Source organism: Candidatus Paceibacterota bacterium (assembly GCA_028714635.1).
Taxonomy (GTDB): Bacteria; Patescibacteriota; Minisyncoccia; order Phycocordibacterales; family JAQTLZ01; genus JAQTLZ01.
Genome location: JAQTLZ010000004.1, coordinates 96,597 through 115,465, shown reverse-complemented (window position 1 = coordinate 115,465; position 18,869 = coordinate 96,597). Strand labels below are relative to the sequence as shown.

Genomic DNA, 18,869 nt, shown 5'->3' with positions numbered 1-18,869 from the left:
GAAGAAAAGAAAAACTGAAAATCAAAAAACAGAGGTCGAAAATTTGGCTCACTTGAGCGACTTAAACGGGTGGAAATGTACCAATCCCGTTTTTTGTTTTTTAATAAGATTTCCACATTGATTTCTCTACACGCACAGTTTTAAAAGGTGTATAATATTTGTAATTAATCATTCCAATTATTAGCCACGAAGTAAGTATTTTTTTATTGCCATGATAAAAGTTCTCCCACTCACAAAAGCAGATCTCGCAAAAATAAAATTGATTCGGAAGCGAGATGCAACAGTTGTCCCGTTTGAAGTTGATCGAATTGGAACTGCGGTTGCGAAAGCAATGTCTGTGACGAAAGAGGGAGGAGAAAGAGAAGCAGAGGCCGTGGCAACAAGAGTGTTTCGGGAGCTTCTTATCGACAAAACGCTTTCCGAAGATCCAAAGAAATTTACTCCATCAGTTGAATTTATTCAGGACTTGGTTGAAAAGGTCCTTATTTTGAGCGGTTTTGTAAAAACGGCCAAGGCATACATCCTTTACCGAGAAGAGAGATCAAAAATTCGAAAGCGAATCGGAGCAATTCCTGAAAAACTCAAAAATCTTATCGCAGACAGCAAGCAATACTTCAGAAATCCACTCGCGGAGTTCGTCTATTTCCGAAGTTATGCAAAATGGGTTGATGGAGAAAATCGCCGTGAGACCTGGATCGAGACAGTAGACCGATACATCGGCTTCATGCAAGAAAATTTAGGAAAGAAACTCAAAGATTCTGAATACAAAGAAATTCGACAAGCAATTATTTCTCAAAAAGTAATGCCTTCGATGCGGCTCTTCCAGTTCGCTGGCAAGGCTGCCCGAGCGACAAATGTTTCTGCTTATAACTGCTCATTCATTGCTCCAAAATCGTTCCAAGATTTCGGCGAGATCATTTATATCTCAATGTGCGGAACTGGGGTTGGTTTTGCGGTAGAGAGCCAGAACATTCAAGCACTTCCACAGATCGCGACACAATCAGGCAAAAAACTCCCAGCTTACAAAGTTCCAGATAGCAAAGAGGGGTGGGCTGATGCATTCGTGTTCGGTATGAAGACATGGTTTGAAGGAAATGATGTTGAATTCGATCTCTCCGGTCTTCGTGCGGCAGGCGCGAGACTCAAAACCATGGGTGGAAAGAGCTCTGGACCTGAACCTTTGCGGAATTTGCTCGCCTTTACCCGGGAAAGAGTGATCCGAAAGCAGGGAAGACGCCTTACAAACCTCGATGCCCACGATATTATCTGTAAAATCGGTGAATGCGTGGTTGCTGGAGGAGTTCGCCGAAGCGCTCTTATTTCTCTTTCTGATTTGGATGATGATGCAATGCGAGATGCCAAAAAAGGCCAGTTTTTCCTTACAGAAGGCCAGCGAAGCCTCGCGAACAACTCCGCTGTCTATAATGTAAAGCCTTCGAATACCGAATTTATGGACGAATGGATCGCTCTTATGAAGTCCGGCTCTGGAGAAAGAGGTATTTTCAACCGGGGTTCTCTCGCGAAAACTCTTCCAAAACGACGTCTCGATGTGTTGAAAGGCTATATTGGAGGACTTGGAACCAATCCTTGCGGAGAAATTATCCTCCAGTCAAAACAATTCTGTAATCTTTCGGAAGTTGTGGCTCGGGAGAACGATACGGAGAAAACCTTGATCGAAAAAACTCGGCTTGCAACGATCCTTGGAACCTATCAATCTGCTCTTACACATTTTCCTTACCTCTCTGAAGCTTGGAAGAAAAATTGCGAGGCGGAAAGGCTTCTCGGGGTGTCTATCACTGGCCAGTGGGATTGTCCTGCAGTTCGAGACCCGAAAGTTTTGGAAAAAATGAGACTCGAATCGATCAAAGTGAATAAAGAATTTGCAAAAAAGATGGGAGTGAATCCTTCAACTTGCATCACTTGCGTCAAACCATCTGGAACAGTGTCGCAAACAGTAGACTGCGCTTCTGGAATGCATCCTCGGCACGCTCCATATTACATCCGACGAGTTCGAATCGCTTCTTCAGACGCTCTCTTCAAGATGCTCAAGGATCAAGGAGTGCCATATTATCCTGAAGTTGGACAAACTATGGAAGATGCAACGACCTTTGTCATGGAATTTCCTATGAAAGCTCCGGACAAAGCAGTATTCAAAGATGATCTTTCTGCAATTGACCAGCTTGAGCATTGGAAGATGGTAAAAGTGCATTATACAGAGCACAATCCTTCGGTGACCGTTTCTATCGGAGAAGAAGAATGGATCGAAGTCGCAAACTGGGTCTATCAGAATTGGGATATTATCGGCGGACTTTCATTCCTTCCAAAATCAAATTACGTCTATAAGCTTGCTCCGTACGAAGCGATCGATGAAAAGAAATACAATGAGCTTCTCGCGCATTTCAAATATGTAGATTTCGCAAAGATCGTAACCTACGAAATGGAAGATGAGACTGAAGTGAAAAATGAGCTTGCCTGCGTCGCTGGAGTCTGCGAAGTTTCCTAAATCTAAAAACAAAAAACCTCGCGAAAGCGGGGTTTTTGTTCACTTACTACTATGCCAGGACTTTACACAGGAAAAGGCGACGCTGGAACGACAAAAATCTTTACTAGTAAGGAGCGTATATCGAAAGACTCTCCGGTTATCGAGGCTCTCGGCTCTCTAGATGAGCTAAATTCTTTTTTGGGTATTTGCAAAGTACTCTCATATGAGAAGAAGCTCAAACTGGAATCAGATCTTCTAGGAGATATCATCCACGCAATCCAAAAAGACCTTTTTATCGTCCAGGCCGAGCTTGCGGGGTCAGAAATGACCATCTCGCGCAAAAAGGTGGAAAGTCTTGAGGCTCTTATCGCAAAAGTTGAAAAGATAATCCCTCCTATTAAGACTTTTCGTATTGCGGGCGGGACAGAACTTGCAGCGCATTTTGATGTTGCGCGGACAGCTGTTAGGAGAGCCGAACGGCGAGTGGTCGGTGCGGGAGAAAAAGGAAATAAAGTCGGCTTAGATACCTTGGCATTTTTGAACCGTCTCTCGAGTGTTTTTTATGCCTTTGCCCGCCTCGTGAACGATCAGGAAAAAATCATTGAACCGTCTCCAGATTATAGCCTTTGATATCTCCTAATAGGAAAATGAATTATTTATATGCATCATGCATATGCATATATAAACATGACGCATATATACCCCTTATTCGCGCGAATAAGGGGTATATAGTATGATTGAGATATGGGAGGCCCGATGTACAAAAAGTTTAAAAAATTTGTGGGCCCTAAACAGCCAGTGAATATTGAACAGGTTTTGAAAGCGCTCGCTAATGGTAGGCGCCTATTTATCCTGAATCTTTTAAAAGATAAAAAAAGACTCTCTGTAGGAGAGATCAGTAAAAAGATAAAACTTTCTCTCAAATCGACCTCGAAACATTTAGTAATTCTTTCTGCGGCCGGTTTACTAGAAAAAGAACAAAAGAGCGTACAAGTATATTATTCAGTATCTTCTGAACTTAATTTTTCCGTGAGAACCATACTCAATATCATATTGCAAGATTATATGTAGGTCTTATTCGCGCGAATAAGACCTATATACGAGATTGGATGCGGACGGATTCCCAAATACTTGAAAATATGAGAGGATGGTGCAATGAAAGATAAGGTTGTTGTAATTACCGGCGGAAGCAGGGGTTTTGGCAGGGCTCTCGCCGAAGTCTTTATTGCTCGGGGTGCGAAAGTGATTATTTCATCACGGGATAAAAAAGAATTGGAGGAAACAGCCGACGAAATTAAAGCAACTTCTGTTGTTGCGGATGTGACAAAAGAAAAAGAGATTTTAAATCTTCGCGATGAAGCGGTTAAACGTTTCGGGAAAATTGATTATTGGATCAATAACGCAGGGATTTGGTTTTGTTTTTCTACGATTGAGGAACTCGATATTCCGAAAGTGCACGATCTTATGGAAGTGAATCTTTTCGGTACTATGTATGGCTCCAGGGCTGCTTTAATTCAAATGAAAGACCAGGGTTTTGGTACAATTGTGAACATTATTTCGGTAAGCGGACTTCGTGGGAGAGCGAAATCGTCTGGCTATGCGGCAACAAAATATGCAGTACGGGGTTTTACCGAATCGCTTCGCGAGGCGTGCAAAGAAACTCCGATAAAAGTTATTGCTGTATATCCGGGAGGTATGAAGACGGAAATATTTCATGACAAAAAACCATCTGATTATGATAAATTTATGGATGTTGAATCAGTTGCAGAGAGAACAGTGATGAATTTAGAAGCGGAAAATCCAAAAGAAGATTTAATAATTGAAGATTACGTACTTATATGAAGCACGACATAAAAGACATTAAACTCGCAGACAAAGGAAAGAAACGAATCGAATGGGCAGCGATTGATATGCCTGTGCTCAAAAGCATCGGAGAAGATTTTAAAAAGAGAAAGCCACTCAAGGGAATCACTGTTGCCGCTTGTCTTCATGTTACGGCAGAAACAGCCAATCTCATGATCGCGCTTAAAGATGGCGGGGCGAATTTGGTTCTTTGCGCCTCCAATCCTCTTTCGACACAAGATGATGTCGCCGCGTCGCTCGTAAAAGATTACGGCATTTCAGTTTTTGCGATTAAAGGAGAAGACAATAAAACTTATTTTTCTCACATAAAGGCAGTGCTCGATATGAAGCCGGATATCACGATGGATGATGGAGCTGATCTTGTCTCAGAGCTTCATAAAAATCGCGAACCACAACTCCTTAAAATGATTGGCGGAACGGAAGAAACAACGACCGGTGTTATCCGTCTCAAGGCCCTTTGGAAAGAAGGGAAACTGAAAATGCCGATCTTGGCCGTGAACGACGCCATGACCAAGCACTTTTTTGATAATCGGTATGGCACCGGCCAATCGACGCTCGATGGAATTATTCGCGCAACAAACAAACTTCTTGCGGGGAGAGTTTTTGTTGTCGCTGGCTACGGCTGGTGTGGACGAGGACTCGCAATGCGTGCTCGAGGAATGGGTTCACGTGTGATTGTCACTGAAATTGATCCAGTAAAAGCTCTTGAAGCGAATATGGATGGATTTGAAGTGTTGCCGATGAAGGGAGTATCAAAAATCGCTGATTTCATCTGCACAGTTACAGGAAACACGAGCGTTCTCGACGAAGAGCATTTCAAGGTCATGAAAGACGGCTGTATTATTTCAAATTCCGGCCACTTTGATGTTGAAATAAATTTGAAATCGCTCATGAAACTTTCCAAAAACAAGCGGACACTGCGAGATTTTGTAGAAGAATACATGTTGAAAGACGGTCGGAAAATATATGTTTTGGGAGAGGGCCGGCTTGTGAATCTTGCCAGTGCCGAAGGACATCCTGCGTCAGTTATGGATATGAGTTTTGCCAATCAGGCGCTCGGAGGGGAATACATGGTAAAAAATGGCAAAAAGCTGGTAAAAGATCATCAACCAGCCGTCTATCCGATTCCAGAAGAAATAGATAAGAAAATCGCAAAGCTCAAACTTGCATCTCTCGGCGTAACAATTGACACGCTCACGCCCGAGCAGAAAAAATATCTTTCGAGTTGGCAAGAAGGAACGCTCTAAAGTGTAAATTAATGAAATTAGAATCTGAAAATCCCGAAATTTCTCATTCGAAATCCGAAAGTGGCCGGGAGCTAGTTTATGCTAATGAATTTAAACAATTAATTCATGAAAATCCAGGTATTATAGCGTCTTTTCGAAAGCTAGAAAAGGAGGCGGAAGAAAAATATAAATCAACAGAACTTAAGTATGGTGACTCACTCGAAGATGCGGGTCTTAGGCTTACTGCTATCTGGCGTAGAGATCTGCATCCTGGGCAGATTAATGTTTGGAAACACCCCTTAGTGGAGAAGTCTGATATGTATTTTAAAGCTGAAATAGGTTCTCATGCATTTTTTATCAAACGCACACCAGGTCTGGAGGAAGATATGGGAGGTGTTCAGGAATTTTTTTCCATGCAAAGAGCGAAGGAGAAACTTAAAGATTTTCCCGGTGTTGAAGTAGTTGACTTTCAGTTAGGATACCAAGATAACAATAACGTAACTTATTTCGTCTCAAAGTGGACAGATGGAATTAGGCTCGATAGGTATTTGGAAAGTTTAATAGAGCGGGCCAAAACTGAAATAGATAGCGAAACAAGATCTCAAATGAATACTGAATTCGAAACTCTAGAGAAAACGTCTGTTTCTCTTAGGCGTTTACTCGAGGACGATTTTTGGGATGTGCAGGAGTGTAACATGCTTTTTAATTCGCAATCAAAAAAAATCACAGTTTTCGATATTCATTCAAGACCATCAGGTACATTCTAAATGTTTTCAAAAAGTCACAGACAAAACAAAATTCTTGTTTCGGGTTCGCTTGCAATCGACCTGATTTTTGATATTCATGGGAAAATTCAGAATGAAATTGTCATGCCTATCGAAAGCCAGCAAAATATGATGTTTGTGGCAAAGCGAAAGATCGAACGATACGGAGGAACTGGAGGAAATATTGCTTACGGCCTTGGGCTTCTTGGCGCAAAGCCGATTCTTGTATCTGCGGTAGGGAAAGATTTCGACAATGGTTTTCGCAAACATTTACTCTCTAATGGCGTGATTCCTAAAGTTTTTATTGATAAAAACGGCTTTACCGCGAATTTTTATGGAATGTCTGATGAAAAAGGACAGCAAGTAGGAGTGTGGCAGCCAAATTGCTATCACGAAGTAATTGAAAAATTTCCTCTGTCTAAAATTGTAGCAAGGACAGTCCTTGCTACGGTGTCGCATGCGATTGTTTCTGCGGGTACTGGTAAGAGTATGCTTTCTCATACAGAAGAGCTCCGAAAACTGTGTGGGAAAGAAATAACCATTATCTTTGATCCGGGCCAAGTGCTTTCTGTGTTCTACGATAAAACACTTCTTGAAAAAACTCTGAAACTCGCCGATATTTTCATAGGAAACGAAGTAGAATTCAAGCAAGCCGAAAGTATTTTGGGATACTCGCGAGAAGAAATCTTTAAACTCGGAGTGGCCACTCTTATTGAAACCAAAGGAAGCAAGGGAAGCATCGTTTATCATAAGGACGGCGCTAAAGAAAAAGTAAGCGCAGTAAAACCAAAAAAGATTGTTGGAACAACAGGCGCGGGCGATGCGTATCGCTCGGGGCTTCTTTTCGGCCTCTCACGAGGACAGTCCTTGCGAAAATCTTGTGAGTTGGGAGCGAAAATCGCAGCGAAAAGTATCGAATATTCCGGAGCACAGGAATATAAACTCTAGGACGAAATCCACAACCCCCATAATCTCTCTGGGGTATACTTATAGTCATGCGGAAAAAGGTAATGCGACTCTATCGCACCAAATATCACCTGCTCGGTACGATCCTTGTGATTGTCGTGCCTTTTCTTTTCCTTCTTTATTTTTCCCGAGTTTCTAATATTCAATCTGGGGTACTTTTTGAAAATCTGGTTTTGTCGGTCGGGCGAATTATTGTCGCATACATTATCTCGGCTGTACTGGCTTGGGTGCTTGCGGTTCTCTTTTATCGCGGTAAGCGGGCCGATTACGCCCTTCCCGTTTTTGATATCCTCCAAAGTTTTCCAACTTCCGCGACTCTTCCTCTCGCTGCTCTTATCTGGGGCAAAACAAATGGCACTGTTATTTTTTTCCTTGTCCTCACAATGATTTGGCCGATTCTTTTCTCGCTTATAAGCGCGCTCAAACTCGTAAAGCATGAATGGGAAGAATCTGTCGAAATAGGAGGAATTACCGGCTGGCGATATATAAAATCATTTTTGATTCCTGTCAGCTTTCCGGCCCTCATTACAGGTTCCATTATTGGTATTGGAGAAGGATGGGAAGCGCTTGTTGCAACAGAAATTATTATCGGCATTCAATCAGGGCTTGGACACTTTTTCGAACAATTTGCTACAAATACAACTCTCACAGCTCTCGGAGTTCTTGGATTTCTCCTCCTCATTTTCAGTGTGAACAAAATAATCTGGCTCCCTCTTCTTGAACGAAGCCATAAGATGCTAGAGGAATAACTTTTTATTTATGAGTACTATTCTTAAATTAAAAAATGTTTCAAAAAGTTTTCGGGAAGGGCGCGGAAAAGAAGTGCGCATACTTACCGATATTAATCTTGAAATAAAAGAAGGGGAGATCTTTACTTTTCTCGGGGCTTCCGGTTCTGGTAAATCAACTCTTCTTCGCCTGATGTCTGGACTCGATAAGGAGTACGCGGGGTCGCTTGAATGGGCTTCCACGGCACTTCCGAAAGAATGCGGATTTGTCTTCCAGCAGTTCGCACTTCTTCCTTGGCTTACGGTGCATCAAAATATCGAACTTTGGCTCATCTCCCGAAATATTCCTCTTGCCGAGAGAGAACGTCGAGTCAAAAAAGAACTCCAGGTGATGAAGCTTGACCGAGCGGGGCATCTTTACCCTCACGAACTCTCCGGCGGTATGAAGCAAAGGGTTGGAATTGCCCGTGCGCTTGTGATCGAGCCAAAAATTATCTTTATGGACGAAGCTTTTTCAGAGCTTGATTCATATACAGCCCAGACCCTTCGCCAGGAACTTTTGAATATTTGGCAGGAAAGAAAGATGACTATTGTCATGGTGACGCATATCCTTGAAGAAGCGCTTGAACTTGCAGACAGGATTGCTGTTTTAACATCAGATCATCCGTCCACTATTTCACACGTGATGGAAAATTCTTTATCGCGTCCGAGACAAAAACGTTCGCCAGAATTTTTTGCTCACGAAGATAAATTGTTTGGCTATGTTCGTCCGCATCTTGAGGCAAAAGAAAGGCGAGATGCGATGATGTGATTTCCGCGCTACGGAAATCATGTCGAAAGATGTACAGCCGAAGGCGTAGTACATTTTCGACTAGTTTTCTGCTATACTCTCGTCTAACTCATATGATCGAAGTTAAAAATCTTGTAAAAAAGTTTGGAAATTTCACCGCTGTGAAAAATGTAAGTTTCGAAGTTAAAAAGGGTGAAATTTTTGCATTTTTAGGTCCGAACGGCGCGGGAAAATCGACAACAATAAAAATGCTTACGACTCTCCTTCATCCCACAGAAGGGACGATTCGAATTGACGGAAATAATCCCGTAACAGAGGCGAACAAAGTCAGACACTCCTTCGGTATCGTTTTCCAAGACCCGAGCCTTGATGACGAGCTTACTGCCTGGGAAAATATGGAATTTCATGGAGTACTGTATGGAATGCCGAAGAAACTGCGCCGACAGAGAATTGACGAACTTATGGCATTCGTAGAGCTCACTGATCGAAAAGACAGTCTGGTAAAGCAATTTTCCGGAGGTATGAAGCGTCGGCTTGAAATTGCCAGAGGTCTCATTCATCACCCTAAAATTATTTTCTTGGACGAGCCAACACTTGGTCTTGACCCGCAAACTCGAAATCATATGTGGACGTATCTTCAAGAATTAAATAAATCTGAAGGCGTGACCATCTTCTTTACCACGCACTATATGGAAGAGGCTGCAAAAGTAGCACAGAGAATTGCCATCATTGACCATGGAACTATCGTTGCTTCCGGTACGGCGGATTCTTTGAAAGAACAGACGAGCACCAAATCTCTTGAAGAAGCATTTCTCGCACTTACAGGAAAGACGATTCGTGATGAAGAAGCTGGTGCAGGAGATCATATGCGTCAAATGCGCCAAGTGTGGAGAGGCGGAAATAAAAGATAAAAACTATGCTTTCAACTATTTACATTCTTTGGCTCCGACAAATTAAGCGATACATACGCTCCAAGTCTCGTATCATTGGTTCCCTTGGCCAGCCGATCCTATTTCTTTTGGCGCTTGGATATGGGTTCGGGCCGGTTTTCCAGCAAGCGGGAAAAGGGAATTATATTAATTTTCTTGTCCCCGGTGTGGTTGGAATGGGAATTATTTTTACGGCGATCTTTTCAGGAATTGAAGTGATCTGGGATAGGCAATTTGGATTTTTGAAAGAAACGCTTGTTGCTCCCGTATCTCGTTACAATATTATGATCGGAAGAACTTTGGGGGGCGCGACTGTTGCGGTTATGCAAGGTGTTGTCGTCTTTCTTCTCTCACTTTTGACCGGTTTTCATCCTGTATCTTGGGCAGTGATGCCTCTCGTACTTCTAGTAATGTTTCTCGTGGCGATTCTCTTCACGGCTTTGGGTACTGCCATCGCTTCGAGATTAGAAGATATGCAAGGCTTTCAGCTCATCATGAACTTTTTGGTGATGCCGCTCTTTTTTCTTTCCGGATCTTTGTTTCCTCTCGGAGAGTCTGGACAAGGTGTCATAGGCACAATTGCGAAATTTGATCCGCTTTCATACGGAATTGATGCGATGCGAGGGCTTCTTGTTGGCGGATATCATTTTGGATTGGGAACGGATATAACAGTGCTTTCTCTCATAACAATTGTGTTCGTCATCATTGGAGGATATCTTTTTTCTAAGATCGAGATATGAAAGATATTTGTGGGACATTTTTGACACAGATTATTTGCATTTTATAAAACGCTTTTATATCATTAGAGGCGTTGAAAGCTCTAGTTCCTTTTGGCTCTCTTAATTATTAGTTATTTATTCATTCTATGAAGAAAGTTCTTGTTTTGATTGTTATCGTGTTGGTTGTGCTCGGTATAGCGTATTTGGCAAAAGGCCCTGGAAAAGCTCCTGTGGCAACAGAGACTGGCCCTGTTACGATCGGATTCACAGGTCCACTTACGGGAGATTTGGCTAACATAGGACAAAATGCAAAAGCCGCAGTAGAAATTGCGGTAAGCGAGGTTAATGCGGCCGGAGGTATCAATGGCCGAACGCTTAATGTGATTTATGAAGATGATAAATGTGCAGGACCAGAAGGAGCAAGCGCCGCACAAAAACTCATAAACATCGATAAGGTTTCGGTGATATTAGGAAGTACATGTTCTCCAGCGACGCTCGCAATGGCGCCAATTGCAGAGCAAGCAAAAACAGTTGTGCTTTCATATAGCGCAACTGCTCCAAAAATCTCCGATGCTGGCGATTATATTTTTAGAGATGTTCCCTCAGATCTTTTCCAGGCAAAATATGCAGCACAATTTGCTTACAATACCCTCAAAAAAACAAAAGTAGCTATTGTCTACATCAACAACGATTGGGGAATTGGTCTTAACAAAGCCTTTACCGACGCATTTACAGCATTGGGAGGCAGTGTTGTTTCTTCGGAAGCGTATGCACCTGATTCTCAAGACTTGCGATCTCAAATTACGAAAGTAAAGGCTTCTACTGCAGATCTTTTCTATTTCCCATCTTTCACAGACGGAGCAATTGCAGGTATCAAACAAGCAAAAGTGCTCGGTCTTAAACAGCCAATCTTTGGAGCTGATTCTTGGGATGACAACAAGATATGGGATACGCTCGGAAAGGATGGTGAAGGAGTAATGTATACTCGCGTCAAAACAAATTCTACTGATGCCTTTAAAGCAAGTATGAAAGCGAAATTAGGAAATGACAGTATTATTTATCCTAGCAACTTCGCTTATGACGGAATAAAGATCCTTGCGCAAGTTATATCTCAAGTTGGAACTGATAGCACAAAAATAAAAGATGCGCTATACAAGGTGAATTACAATGGTGGTGTTTCAAACCTTAATATTCAATTCGATAAGAACGGTGATCCTGTCGGTGCAGATTACAACGTGCTTGTTGTAAAGAATGCAAAGGCAGAAGTGCTTCAATAATAGTTGAAGAATTTCTCAGAAAAAACCATCCCCAAGAAAGGATGGTTTTTTCGTGTTTAAATTGCTATTCTAAAGGTGCAATTTTATGTCCATCGTTCCTCAACTCGTATTAAACAGCATTATTGCCGGATCCATCTACAGCCTCATGGCTCTGGGTTTCAGCCTCATCTTCAGTACAGTGAAGTTTTTCGATCTCTCTTATGGAGTGCTTGCCACTGCAGGTGCATATGGAACATTTTATGTTTTGAAAACACTTGGCCTTCCACTTTTTGTGGCTGTCCCCGCGGGCATTCTCATTTCCGCTCTTCTTGGTTTTCTTTTCTACAAATTGATCTATCGAAAGCTTCGCGCTAGAAAATCCTCAAATACTGTGATGCTTGTTGCTTCGCTCGGTGTTTTTACAGCCCTTCAAGCAGTTGTGGCGATCCTTTTTACAAGCCAATTCCAAACACTTTCTTCCAATTTGGGGCAAGAGAGAGTCTTTATTATTTTGTCTGGCGCGATAACACAAACACAAGTCATCATTCTTTGCACTTCCATTCTTGTTGCAGTTGGTCTCGCTCTTCTTCTCAAATTCACATTTTTCGGAAAAATGGTAAGAGCAGTGGGGGATGATGAAGAAGTTTCTAAAATAGTGGGGGTGAATACCGAAAAAATTATTGGAGGTATCTTTATTATCGGCTCTGCAATTGCAGGTCTCGCGGGAATTATGGTGGGTTTTGATACGGGTATTGAGCCGACAATGGGCTTGCCGCTCCTTCTCAAGGCCGTCATTGCTTCAATAATTGGAGGAATGGGGAATATCTACGGCGCACTTCTAGGAGCTTTTCTTCTGGGTTTTGTTGAAAACTTCGGTATTTGGCACATTTCTGGAGAATGGAAAGATGCAATCGCGTTTGGAGTTTTAATTATATTTTTAATTTTTAAACCCCAAGGAATTTTTAAACAATAAAATGCCTTACCTTATCCATTTACTGATCCTTATATCCATTTACGCCATTTTAGCGATTTCCTTGGACTTGGTTGTTGGTTTTTCTGGCTTTCTTTCTCTTGCTCACGCGGCGTTTTTTGGTATCGGTGCTTATGTCACAGCGATTCTTCTTACTTCTCTCGGTATCAATTTCTTTTTGGCCGCTTTTATTGGAGCTCTCATTTCGGCATTTCTGGCACTTTGTATCGGTGCCGTACTTTCAAAGTTTAAAGGCGACTTTTATGCTCTGGCTTCACTTGGCTTTGGAGTAATTGTTTATAGTGTTTTTCTCAATTGGCAGGACCTTACTCGTGGACCCCTGGGTATTCCGGGGATTCCTCGACCAGCTATTTTTGGTTTCGCTTTTGCAGATAATTTCTGGTTTTTAGTACTCGCTCTCGTTGTAACTCTGCTTGTCTTTTTATTTTCCCATTTCGTCACCGGTTCTTCTTTTGGGCGAGTGCTAAAAGCAATTCGCGAAGATGAACAAGCTATTTCTGTATTCGGCTATAACGTACTTCTCTACAAGCTTGCGATTTTTGTTATTGCGGCTGCTCTTGCGGCCTTTGCTGGCTCTTTGTATGCCGCCTATATTACTTTTATCGATCCATCCACGTTTACTGTTACCGAATCCATCTTTATTCTTTCAACAGTGATCCTCGGTGGGCTTGCGAGCCACCGCGGCGCCGTACTCGGCGCCGCGGTCCTCATTCTTCTTCCCGAATTTCTCCGTTTCGTGGGCTTCCCAACAGATATAGCCGCCCAAATGCGACAAGTGGTGTACGGAGTGCTTTTGGTGGTGCTTATGATGTATAAACCGCAGGGACTTTTGGGAGAATACAAGCTTTGATTGCAAAAACTCCCCGGAAGGATAGTATTGAAGAATATTAAATAAAGCTTATTTTATGGGTAAAAAAACAATATGGGGGCTTGTGATTCTCGTCGTGGTTATATTGATTATCCTCATTGGACGAGGAAACAACTCATCAGGTTCTCCTAAAATCGGCGTGGTCGCTCCTCTAACTGGCTGGGGCGCATATTGGGGCGAAGGATATGTAAAGGGAATGCAGCTTGCTCAAGATGAAATCAAAGCAGGCGGAGACAATCTAGACATTGCAATTGAGGACGGTGCGACAGATGCACAAAAATCAGCTACTGCTGCGCAAAAACTGATAAATATCGACAAAGTAAACGCTCTGGCTGTCGAATTCACCGCTCCAAGCTCTTCTGTTAACCCTTTGTCTCTTTCAAACAAGATTCCTTTCGTCTACGACGCTCTTGTGAAAAAATTCGTGGAAGACAATCCGTATGCTTTTAAATTCTATTTTGACGTTGGGAAACAGTGTGCGGTAGCTACAGAATATCTCGCGAGTCAGGGTTATAAAAATATCGGCGGACTTTTCCTCAATCTCGACTTCGCTCCCGAATGCGAGCAGGCTATGACAAAAGTAGCTCAAGAAAAAGGAATTAAAATTGATATCACTAAATTCAACATAGATACGACGGATTTTCGCACGATCATTTCAAAAATGAAAAGCAGTGGAATAGATGCGCTTGTGCCGGTTTTCTATGAGGATCATGCCATCAGTTTCTTTAAGCAGAAAGCGGATTTAGGTCTCAGAATTCCGATATTCATGGGCATTGGAATTCCGGACGGCTTTACTGAAAAAGTTCGCTCAAGCGTTCCTCAATCTGCTATCGAGGGGGTAATGACATTTGATCAGCCGATTTCAGATGATTTCAGAGCGAAACTGGCTAGAAAATATCCGGGCATAGTAGAAAAAGATTTTGTTCCTGCTGCTTATGGGTATGATGAAGTTATGTATCTCTATAACGGACTGTCAAAATGCTCGAAGACAGATCCTGATTGCGTTGTTTCAAAGATGAAGCAAGATGCACATGTTGGCGTTCTTCAGTCGGCTGGTTTTGGAGACGACAGAGTGCTCGACATGAGCCCGGTTTATTACAGATATACATCAGGAAAACTTGTTGAGTTCAATCCTTAAAAAATCTCTATGGACAAGAAAGTAATTGGAGCAGTTTTCGTCATCTTGTTCATTTTTCTTCTTGTTTTCCTTGTCTCGAATAAGAAACCAGAAAGTTTTCGAATTGGAGTCATCGCTCCAATCACAGGTAACTTTGCCGCCCTCGGTGAACATATTCATAATGGTTTTGAAATGGCAAAAGAGGATGTTTTAGCTCAAGGAAAAATAAAAAGTTTCGATATACTCTATGAAGATGCTTGCCAGCCGAAAGAAGCTGTGGCTGCAGCTCAGAAATTTATCTCAACAGACAAAATAACTATTCTGGGCGGTTCATTCTGTGTTGTTGGCTTTGTCCCCGTATTGCCAATTATGGAAGAAGCTAAAATTGTGTCTTTCAATATTGCACCAAATCCAGATTCTGTTTTAGGACATAAGTATCTTGTTTCTACGAACAGTTCGATACAGCTCAAAGCAAAGCAGATAGCACAGTTTGCTCACGATACGCTTGGCGGGAAGAAGGCTTCTGTGATCTATTACAACACTCCGCTTGGAGCAGATTACAATAAGTATTTGTCTGAAACTTTTGAGAAGGCTGGAGGAAAGATTCTTTCAAGCGAGGTTACTGCTGTTGACGCGACAGATTTTCGGACACAGCTTACAAAAATTAAAGCTGATAAAGTGGATATTATTTTTGTAACGGAACTGGCAGCGCCTCTTGGAAATTTACTGAAACAAGCACGAGAGCTCGGCATTCAAGCAAAAATTGTCGGAAATTCTCAGAATGAAGACCCGAATGTATTGAGTACTGCAGGAATAGCTGCCGAAGGATTTATTATTTCTTCTGACGAGCCGTTTCCGAAGACCGATAAAATTCTAGATTTTGCGAAACGATATGAAGCAAAATTCAATCAAAAGCCAGATACCTTTGCCGCTAATGCATATGATTCTCTCATGCTCCAAGTTGATGCGTACAACTCTTGTGGCGCCGACTCTGATTGTGTGCTTAATTATCTCCATAGGATTAGTAATTACACGGGAGTGAGCGGACAAATCTCGATTGCCGAAAATGGTACTGCTTCAAAACCAACAATATTTAAAATCGTAAAAAATAGTCAGTTTGTTAAATTTGAACAATAAAAATGCCCATTCTCGAAACAAAAAGCTTAGTAAAACGATTCGACGGCGTACATGCCGTAGATCATCTCTCGCTTTCCTTTGAAGCCGGGAAAATCACTGGAATTATCGGCCCGAACGGTTCGGGGAAATCGACTCTCGTGAATTTGCTTACAGGAATTATTCCGCTTGATAGCGGGAAAGTTGTAGTGCTCGGAAAAGAGAAAATTTCAAAAGTCATTTCTCACGAAGTTTCCACTCTCGGAATCACTCGGACCTTCCAAGATGTCAGGCTTTTCGAGCAGATGAGTGTGCTTGATAATGTACTTGTAGTTTTGACCGAACGCCATGTTTTAAACTCGCTTTTTGAACGTCACGGGGCGTATCATCTTGCAAAAGCCGAAGAAGTGCTGAAACGAGTCGGACTTTGGGAGAAACACAAAGAACTCGCCGGAGGACTTTCGTATGGTCAAAGAAAACTTCTTGAAATTGCGCGCATACTGGCAATGGATTCAAAAATCATTCTTTTGGATGAACCATTCGCCGGACTTTTTCCCGAAATGCTCAAAATAATGGTCTCTATTATAAAAGACCTTCGAGCTTGCGGTACCTCGATCATCCTTATCGAACACAACATGGAGCTTATTCGCGAACTTTCTGATTACGTCTTTGTCTTGGACAGCGGAGAGCTTCTTGCAGAAGGGAAACCAGAGGAAGTTTTGGCTCGAAAAGATGTGATTGAAGCTTATCTCGGGGAATGATAGGATGGAGAACAAGTAATATTAAAAATATATGAATAAAAAGATATTGATCGTGGGCGCAGTTATCATTGTGATTTTGCTTATTATTATCCTTATTCCGAAGAAGTCAGACGGAAATACGATAAAAATCGGGCATATTGATTTTGTAACCGGTCCGCTCGCTAGCATTGGAGAGGCCGCGAAAAAGGGTGCAGAACTCGCTGTGGAAGATATCAATGCAGCGGGAGGAATAAAAGGAAAAAAAGTTGAATATTTGGTAGAAGATTACGCTTATGATGGAAAAAAGGTTATTCCTTCCTACGAGGCACTTATGAATAAGGGGATCCAGTACCTTATTGTTGAAGGAAGCACTGCTGCCGCAATTCTCAATCCAATTGCAAAAGAAAAGAAACAGTTCATGCTCGTACCGTCGGCCTTTACTCCCGTTTGGAAAGATGGAAATCCGCTTACCTGCAGAATTGCTCTCACCGCTGATTCTTACGGTGCAGCTACCGCAGACTACCTTCTCAAGCATTTTAACAAGCCAAAGATCGCAATACTCGTAAGCAACAACGAATACGGCAAAGGTATGATGGATGTTTTGAGCAAGGGTGTTGAAGCGGGAGGCGGAAAAGTAGTTATTACAGATACCTATGAGCAAGCGGGCGGGGATTTCCGAACACAGCTGACAAAAATAAAAGGTGTTGAATCACAACTTGATGCAGTGTTTACCCTTAATTCCGGCGCGAGCGTTGAACCTCTTTTTAAAGAGATAAAGGAATTAAAAATTACAAAACCGATTATTTCGGATACGAGTACCGTTTCCAATTCAAATCTTAAGGACAGGTCGCTTGTTGAAGGCGTGGTTTATTCCGATTATCCGCTTTCACCTATGAGAAGCGATGATGACACTCCGAAAGCACATGATATGAAGGAGCGATACTTCCAAAAATTTGGCGAGGAACCGGGTACATTTTCTGTGCAGTCTTACGATGCTATGATGATTCTCGCTAGGGCCATAGAAGACTCCGACGACACATCGTCTCAAGGGATCTCTGATTTTCTGATTCACAAGATCGGCACTTATGAAGGTGTTAATGGCAAATTTACATTTAACAATGATTGCGAGGTAGATCGCCCAGTTGTTATGCGGGTTGTAAAAGACGGCAAGCCAGTGCTTCTAACTCAGTAATGAAAGAAATCCTTCTTGAGGCGAAAAACGTGCACGTGCATTATGGTGGCGTAAAAGCTCTCGATGGTGTTTCAGTTGCTGTTGGAGAGGGTGAAATTCTCGCGCTTATGGGTCCGAATGGCGCTGGGAAATCTTCTGTTTTGAAGGCGATCTTCGGTCTCGCTCCGCTTCAAAGTGGGAATGTATTTTGGCATGGACAGAAAGTGGATCCAATAGCTCATGAAATGGTGGAACGAGGAATTTCTTTTGTTCCCCAAGGGAGACGAGTATTTCGGCACCTCACTATTTTGGAAAATTTGGAACTCGGCGGAATCACCGTAAAGAACAAAAAAGATCTCCATGAACGAATTGCAGAAGCTTTAGAAATTTTTCCAGCCCTGAAAGCGAAACTTCGGCACAAATCTGGCTCTCTTTCTGGCGGGCAACAGCAGATGCTCGCCCTCGCTCGAGGACTTATTACCCGCCCCCAAGTGCTTCTTCTTGATGAGCCCTCGCTCGGTCTTGCTCCGAAGATCGTTGGTGAAGTTTTCGCAAAAATAAAAGAAATAAATGAACGCCATAAAATAGCGATCGTGGTTGTTGAGCACAACATCAAAACACTTCTCCATATCGTGAATAGGATTTATATTCTTGATAAAGGAAAAGTTGTGACAGAGGGTACGCCAGAAATTCTCAAGGGAAATCGAATCCTGGAGGATGTTTTCTTGGGAAAATTAGTATAAGATTTTTCTTCATGAAGCTTTTATTTAAAACAACAAGTAAAACTGGAAAAGGGCGGGGAAAGCTTCTTGGATTTCCTACGGTCAATCTTGTTATACCGGATGAACTTTCACTCACCATGCAAGAGGGGATTTATGCCGCGCGCGCAACAATAAAAGACCAAAAATACAAAGCTGCGCTTTATTTCGGGACGGTGCCGACGTTTGAAGACGTAGATCACACTTTAGAGCTCTATCTTATCGATGCCGACCACCCCATTATTTTTGCCGGTGAAGCCGTAGAATTCGAAGTCGTAAAATTTATCCGCGGAGTTCAAAAATTTGATTCTCCGGAGCTTCTCGTGCGCCAGATGCAGAAAGATGTTGAAGCGATAAAATCTATTCTCTGAATCATTAAATTCTGCTA

At 42.3% G+C, this 18,869-nt stretch carries 20 protein-coding genes; all 20 read left to right on the top strand.

Annotated elements, in window-relative coordinates:
- Positions 1–211: 211 nt before the first annotated feature.
- The 20 genes from PHS53_03835 to PHS53_03740 all read left to right on the top strand — a co-directional run bounded on the left by PHS53_03835 (position 212) and on the right by PHS53_03740 (position 18,852).
- Entirely contained in the window at positions 212–2,503 is a 2,292-nt protein-coding gene (locus tag PHS53_03835; protein ID MDD5357248.1) for an ATP cone domain-containing protein, read from the top strand.
- 51 nt (positions 2,504–2,554) lie between these two features.
- Positions 2,555–3,112 (top strand): cob(I)yrinic acid a,c-diamide adenosyltransferase, encoded by a 558-nt coding sequence (locus PHS53_03830; protein MDD5357247.1) that lies wholly within the window; start codon positions 2,555–2,557, stop codon positions 3,110–3,112.
- Positions 3,113–3,226: 114 nt separating this feature from the next.
- The gene (locus PHS53_03825) at positions 3,227–3,553 is read left to right on the top strand and encodes a metalloregulator ArsR/SmtB family transcription factor (GenBank protein MDD5357246.1); all 327 of its coding nucleotides are present in this window, start codon (positions 3,227–3,229) and stop codon (positions 3,551–3,553) included.
- A gap of 84 nt (positions 3,554–3,637) precedes the next feature.
- On the top strand, positions 3,638–4,324 hold the full coding sequence (locus PHS53_03820; GenBank protein ID MDD5357245.1) for an SDR family NAD(P)-dependent oxidoreductase: 687 nt from the start codon (positions 3,638–3,640) through the stop codon (positions 4,322–4,324).
- On the top strand, positions 4,321–5,592 hold the full coding sequence (gene ahcY, locus PHS53_03815) for an adenosylhomocysteinase (GenBank protein ID MDD5357244.1): 1,272 nt from the start codon (positions 4,321–4,323) through the stop codon (positions 5,590–5,592). The genes PHS53_03820 and ahcY overlap by 4 nt, the downstream gene beginning before the upstream one ends.
- 11 nt (positions 5,593–5,603) lie before the next feature.
- Complete coding sequence (locus PHS53_03810) at positions 5,604–6,338, top strand: hypothetical protein (GenBank protein ID MDD5357243.1); 735 nt, start codon at positions 5,604–5,606, stop codon at positions 6,336–6,338.
- Positions 6,339–7,283 (top strand): PfkB family carbohydrate kinase, encoded by a 945-nt coding sequence (locus PHS53_03805; protein ID MDD5357242.1) that lies wholly within the window; start codon positions 6,339–6,341, stop codon positions 7,281–7,283.
- Positions 7,284–7,330: 47 nt separating this feature from the next.
- A complete protein-coding gene (locus PHS53_03800; GenBank protein MDD5357241.1) occupies positions 7,331–8,050 on the top strand; it encodes an ABC transporter permease subunit in 720 nt (239 codons plus the stop codon).
- A gap of 10 nt (positions 8,051–8,060) precedes the next feature.
- Entirely contained in the window at positions 8,061–8,840 is a 780-nt protein-coding gene (locus PHS53_03795) for an ABC transporter ATP-binding protein (protein MDD5357240.1), read from the top strand.
- A gap of 92 nt (positions 8,841–8,932) precedes the next feature.
- The gene (locus PHS53_03790; protein ID MDD5357239.1) at positions 8,933–9,730 is read left to right on the top strand and encodes an ATP-binding cassette domain-containing protein; all 798 of its coding nucleotides are present in this window, start codon (positions 8,933–8,935) and stop codon (positions 9,728–9,730) included.
- 5 nt (positions 9,731–9,735) lie between these two features.
- Complete coding sequence (locus PHS53_03785) at positions 9,736–10,488, top strand: ABC transporter permease (GenBank protein ID MDD5357238.1); 753 nt, start codon at positions 9,736–9,738, stop codon at positions 10,486–10,488.
- Between the two features lie 125 nt (positions 10,489–10,613).
- Complete coding sequence (locus PHS53_03780) at positions 10,614–11,744, top strand: ABC transporter substrate-binding protein (GenBank protein ID MDD5357237.1); 1,131 nt, start codon at positions 10,614–10,616, stop codon at positions 11,742–11,744.
- An 85-nt stretch (positions 11,745–11,829) separates the two neighbouring features.
- Positions 11,830–12,696, top strand: a complete 867-nt coding sequence (locus tag PHS53_03775; GenBank protein MDD5357236.1) for a branched-chain amino acid ABC transporter permease — start codon at positions 11,830–11,832, stop codon at positions 12,694–12,696.
- 1 nt (position 12,697) lies between these two features.
- Positions 12,698–13,564: a branched-chain amino acid ABC transporter permease gene (locus tag PHS53_03770; GenBank protein MDD5357235.1), complete on the top strand. Its 867-nt coding sequence runs from the start codon at positions 12,698–12,700 to the stop codon at positions 13,562–13,564.
- A 55-nt stretch (positions 13,565–13,619) separates the two neighbouring features.
- Entirely contained in the window at positions 13,620–14,720 is a 1,101-nt protein-coding gene (locus PHS53_03765) for an ABC transporter substrate-binding protein (protein ID MDD5357234.1), read from the top strand.
- 9 nt (positions 14,721–14,729) lie between these two features.
- The gene (locus PHS53_03760) at positions 14,730–15,836 is read left to right on the top strand and encodes an ABC transporter substrate-binding protein (protein ID MDD5357233.1); all 1,107 of its coding nucleotides are present in this window, start codon (positions 14,730–14,732) and stop codon (positions 15,834–15,836) included.
- Positions 15,837–15,838: 2 nt separating this feature from the next.
- The gene (locus PHS53_03755; protein MDD5357232.1) at positions 15,839–16,573 is read left to right on the top strand and encodes an ABC transporter ATP-binding protein; all 735 of its coding nucleotides are present in this window, start codon (positions 15,839–15,841) and stop codon (positions 16,571–16,573) included.
- A 31-nt stretch (positions 16,574–16,604) separates the two neighbouring features.
- Positions 16,605–17,744 carry an ABC transporter substrate-binding protein gene (locus tag PHS53_03750; GenBank protein MDD5357231.1) on the top strand — a complete coding sequence of 380 codons (1,140 nt, stop codon included), beginning with the start codon at positions 16,605–16,607 and terminating at the stop codon, positions 17,742–17,744.
- Complete coding sequence (locus tag PHS53_03745; GenBank protein MDD5357230.1) at positions 17,744–18,466, top strand: ABC transporter ATP-binding protein; 723 nt, start codon at positions 17,744–17,746, stop codon at positions 18,464–18,466. Before PHS53_03750 ends, PHS53_03745 begins: the two co-directional genes overlap by 1 nt.
- An 11-nt stretch (positions 18,467–18,477) precedes the next feature.
- Positions 18,478–18,852, top strand: a complete 375-nt coding sequence (locus PHS53_03740; GenBank protein ID MDD5357229.1) for a riboflavin kinase — start codon at positions 18,478–18,480, stop codon at positions 18,850–18,852.
- Positions 18,853–18,869: the final 17 nt, after the last annotated feature.

Bases quoted from the DNA above. Each gene is read 5' to 3' on its own strand.
- PHS53_03830 (MDD5357247.1), top strand. From the start codon at position 2,555: ATGCCAGGACTTTACACAGGAAAAGGCGACGCTGGAACGACAAAAATC.
- PHS53_03760 (MDD5357233.1), top strand. From the start codon at position 14,730: ATGGACAAGAAAGTAATTGGAGCAGTTTTCGTCATCTTGTTCATTTTT.
- PHS53_03740 (MDD5357229.1), top strand. From the start codon at position 18,478: ATGAAGCTTTTATTTAAAACAACAAGTAAAACTGGAAAAGGGCGGGGA.
- PHS53_03770 (MDD5357235.1), top strand. From the start codon at position 12,698: ATGCCTTACCTTATCCATTTACTGATCCTTATATCCATTTACGCCATT.
- PHS53_03755 (MDD5357232.1), top strand. From the start codon at position 15,839: ATGCCCATTCTCGAAACAAAAAGCTTAGTAAAACGATTCGACGGCGTA.
- PHS53_03775 (MDD5357236.1), top strand. From the start codon at position 11,830: ATGTCCATCGTTCCTCAACTCGTATTAAACAGCATTATTGCCGGATCC.
- PHS53_03835 (MDD5357248.1), top strand. From the start codon at position 212: ATGATAAAAGTTCTCCCACTCACAAAAGCAGATCTCGCAAAAATAAAA.
- PHS53_03795 (MDD5357240.1), top strand. From the start codon at position 8,061: ATGAGTACTATTCTTAAATTAAAAAATGTTTCAAAAAGTTTTCGGGAA.
- PHS53_03745 (MDD5357230.1), top strand. From the start codon at position 17,744: ATGAAAGAAATCCTTCTTGAGGCGAAAAACGTGCACGTGCATTATGGT.
- PHS53_03800 (MDD5357241.1), top strand. From the start codon at position 7,331: ATGCGGAAAAAGGTAATGCGACTCTATCGCACCAAATATCACCTGCTC.
- PHS53_03785 (MDD5357238.1), top strand. From the start codon at position 9,736: ATGCTTTCAACTATTTACATTCTTTGGCTCCGACAAATTAAGCGATAC.
- PHS53_03820 (MDD5357245.1), top strand. From the start codon at position 3,638: ATGAAAGATAAGGTTGTTGTAATTACCGGCGGAAGCAGGGGTTTTGGC.
- PHS53_03765 (MDD5357234.1), top strand. From the start codon at position 13,620: ATGGGTAAAAAAACAATATGGGGGCTTGTGATTCTCGTCGTGGTTATA.
- PHS53_03810 (MDD5357243.1), top strand. From the start codon at position 5,604: ATGAAATTAGAATCTGAAAATCCCGAAATTTCTCATTCGAAATCCGAA.
- PHS53_03805 (MDD5357242.1), top strand. From the start codon at position 6,339: ATGTTTTCAAAAAGTCACAGACAAAACAAAATTCTTGTTTCGGGTTCG.
- PHS53_03750 (MDD5357231.1), top strand. From the start codon at position 16,605: ATGAATAAAAAGATATTGATCGTGGGCGCAGTTATCATTGTGATTTTG.
- ahcY (MDD5357244.1), top strand. From the start codon at position 4,321: ATGAAGCACGACATAAAAGACATTAAACTCGCAGACAAAGGAAAGAAA.
- PHS53_03790 (MDD5357239.1), top strand. From the start codon at position 8,933: ATGATCGAAGTTAAAAATCTTGTAAAAAAGTTTGGAAATTTCACCGCT.
- PHS53_03780 (MDD5357237.1), top strand. From the start codon at position 10,614: ATGAAGAAAGTTCTTGTTTTGATTGTTATCGTGTTGGTTGTGCTCGGT.
- PHS53_03825 (MDD5357246.1), top strand. From the start codon at position 3,227: ATGGGAGGCCCGATGTACAAAAAGTTTAAAAAATTTGTGGGCCCTAAA.